Raw genomic sequence first — 2,392 nt, 5'->3', positions numbered from 1 at the left:
CGGCGGGCGTGTGGGGAGGGCGCCGGTTGCCGGGCGGGGGTGTGGTGGTGGGCCCGCTGGGGGGTGCGTGGGGGGGGCGTGGCTCGGCGCGTTCTGCCGACGCTCAGCGGGCGGGTCCCGTCCCGGGGGTCCGCTCCATGGCGGTCGGTCGGCGCGCCGGCCGCAGCCGCGGCGCGGGTGGCTGCCGGGTCGGGTCGGCGGGCCGGGCCGTGGCGCCCGCACTGAGGACCGCGGCCAGAGCCAGGGCGATGAGGAGGAGGGTGAGGTGGGTTCGGTGGGCGTTCATGCCTGCGCCCCTCACCCGGTGATCTTGATGGTGGCGGTGTCGAACAGGGGCAGCTGGAAGCCGACCGTGGTGGTGCTGGTGGGCGGGGCGGGGAACTGCATGAACACGTCCACGCTCTCGCCCGCCCTGAGGGTGCTCAGTCCGGTGGTGGTCAGCGGGCGGTGGTCGGTGTCGCGCAGCACGTAGTAGCGCTTGTTCTCGGTGAAGTCCACGAGGGTGGCCCCGGCCAGTGACTGGCCCGTCTTGACGATGGCGCGTTCGGTGCCGCGCAGCTCGGCGGGCACGACGGTGGTGTGGGAGGCGGTGTTGCGCAGGGTCGCGTACAGGGTGAGGTAGCCGGCCCGGTCGCGGTTCGCCGAGGTGAGCGAGAGCGCCAGCCCGCTTTGTCCCTTGAGGTCCGCCAGTGGCGCGGGGGCCTTTTCCTGCTGGGTGTTCGGGCCGGTGCCGGAGGGGGTGGCGCCGGCGTTGGTGGCGGCTGTCTTGTGCTGCGGCTGCTGGCTGCGGTCCGGGCCGGCGCAGCTGGTGGTGGTCAGGGTGAGTCCTGCCGCGATCGCTAACGCGGCCGAGCGCTGGGTGAACCGTATGGTGCCCCGTCTGGGCATGGCTGCGCGTCCTTTCGGCTCGGATGAACGGTGGGCGGGTAGGTGCGGGGCCTGGTGTGCCGGGCGGGTCATCGGCCGTGGGAGTCCTGGAGTTGGGCGGGCAGGGTGGCCGGCCAGACGGTGATGACGTCGCCGTCGAGGGTGACGTGTCGCTGCGGGAAGCGGCCGCGGACCACAGCGAGGTCCTGCGGGGTGAAGTCGCCGGTGCCTTCGATCACGCAGGCGCTTGCGATGTAGGACACGGCCCGCGTGGAGGCCGGCCACGCCTCTTCCTCGTCGATCAGTTCGTGACTGCGAATACCGTCGTGCGCTATCGACATCAGATGCCTCCTGAAGCTCTGTGTTTCATCGGTGATGTGACACATCATTCGGGGAGTGGCGAAAGTGAATCTATGGTTCGCGTAAGCAAAGTGCAAGGGGGTGTGGGGTGAGTTACAAAGCTGCGACATTTGACGGGTGAACCAGCCCGGGCCGGCGCCCGATGGCGCCTGGCACGGGCGGGCCGGTCACAGCTGGGTCCAGGGCCGGCGTGCGCCGCCGGCCAGCGGTACCCAGACGTTGCTGGTGGGTGTGTGGGTTTCGAGGTCTTGAAGGACGGCGGCGCCGAGCGGTACTGCGCGGGCCAGGGCGGCCACGTGGGGGTGCTGGGCGGTCATGGCCTGCAGGTCGGCGATCCGGTGGGCCAGGACGGTGGGGGAGGCGCCGGTCAGCACGATCAGCACCCGCGGGAAGAGGGGGTAGTAGCGCAGCCATGTCACACCGCTGCCGGCTGGCCGGCGGGGGCGCGGGCGGCCGACGGGCTGCGGCTCGTAGGACCACAGCCGCGCGTAGTCGATCAGTTTGGCCGCGAGGCGTTCGCTGCTCATCGTGGCGCGGTCGACCTCGACGAACGCCCGCAGGTTGGCGCGGTGCCGGCCGCCGGTGAGGGTGTAGTGCAGGACGGCGTCCGCGATGAGCCTCTCGCCGTCCCCGATCGGGTGGGACACCTCGGGGGTCCAGTCGAGGTGGCTGTGTTCGTCGCCGCGCCGGCGGGCGTCCGCGACGAAGGCCAGGTGGGTGCGGAGCACGGTCAGGGTGTGCGGGGTCTTCAGTGAGGCCGCCATCGCCGAGGTCATCGGATACGGCGGGCGGCCGTGCAGCGCCGGGAAGTCCTTCGCCAGGCGGGCGCCGTCGGGGGTGAGGAACCAGGCGCGTGCACGGTTCGAGGCGGGCAGCACGGTGTAGTCGACCAGCCCGTTGCGGCGCAGCCGGTTCAGCGGCGCGGAGACGGTCTGGCGTGTGGCGTGGGGCCGCAGCAGGGCGCGGAGTTGGTGGGTGGTGGCGATGCGGTGCAGGGCGAGCGCGGACAGCAGCTGATGCGTCAGCGGCTCGACCGGGCTCGGGACATACGCTGCCGGCCCCGCTCCCGTCCCGGCGGAAGGAGCGGTATCGGCGCCGCCCCCGGCGCCGGAGCCGGCTCCGGTGCTGTTGGCGGTGGCGGTGGCGGTTTCGGTGAGGGCGGGGG

4 protein-coding genes are annotated in these 2,392 nt (G+C 72.4%); all 4 read right to left on the bottom strand.

The window, feature by feature from the left end; genetic code table 11:
- Positions 1-103 precede the first annotated feature (103 nt).
- Positions 104-286, bottom strand: a complete 183-nt coding sequence (locus HLK59_RS49570; protein ID WP_171148261.1) for a hypothetical protein — start codon at positions 284-286, stop codon at positions 104-106.
- A gap of 11 nt (positions 287-297) precedes the next feature.
- Positions 298-888 (bottom strand): hypothetical protein, encoded by a 591-nt coding sequence (locus HLK59_RS49565; RefSeq protein WP_171148260.1) that lies wholly within the window; start codon positions 886-888, stop codon positions 298-300.
- 68 nt (positions 889-956) lie between these two features.
- Positions 957-1,208, bottom strand: a complete 252-nt coding sequence (locus HLK59_RS49560) for a hypothetical protein (protein ID WP_171148259.1) — start codon at positions 1,206-1,208, stop codon at positions 957-959.
- Between the two features lie 186 nt (positions 1,209-1,394).
- Positions 1,395-2,252 carry a replication-relaxation family protein gene (locus tag HLK59_RS49555; protein ID WP_240983100.1) on the bottom strand — a complete coding sequence of 286 codons (858 nt, stop codon included), beginning with the start codon at positions 2,250-2,252 and terminating at the stop codon, positions 1,395-1,397.
- Positions 2,253-2,392: the final 140 nt, after the last annotated feature.

Origin of the sequence: Streptomyces sp. S3(2020), from assembly GCF_013044505.1 — a bacterium.
Taxonomy (GTDB): Bacteria; Actinomycetota; Actinomycetes; order Streptomycetales; family Streptomycetaceae; genus Streptomyces.
This window is presented reverse-complemented; position numbering and strand designations above follow the sequence as displayed.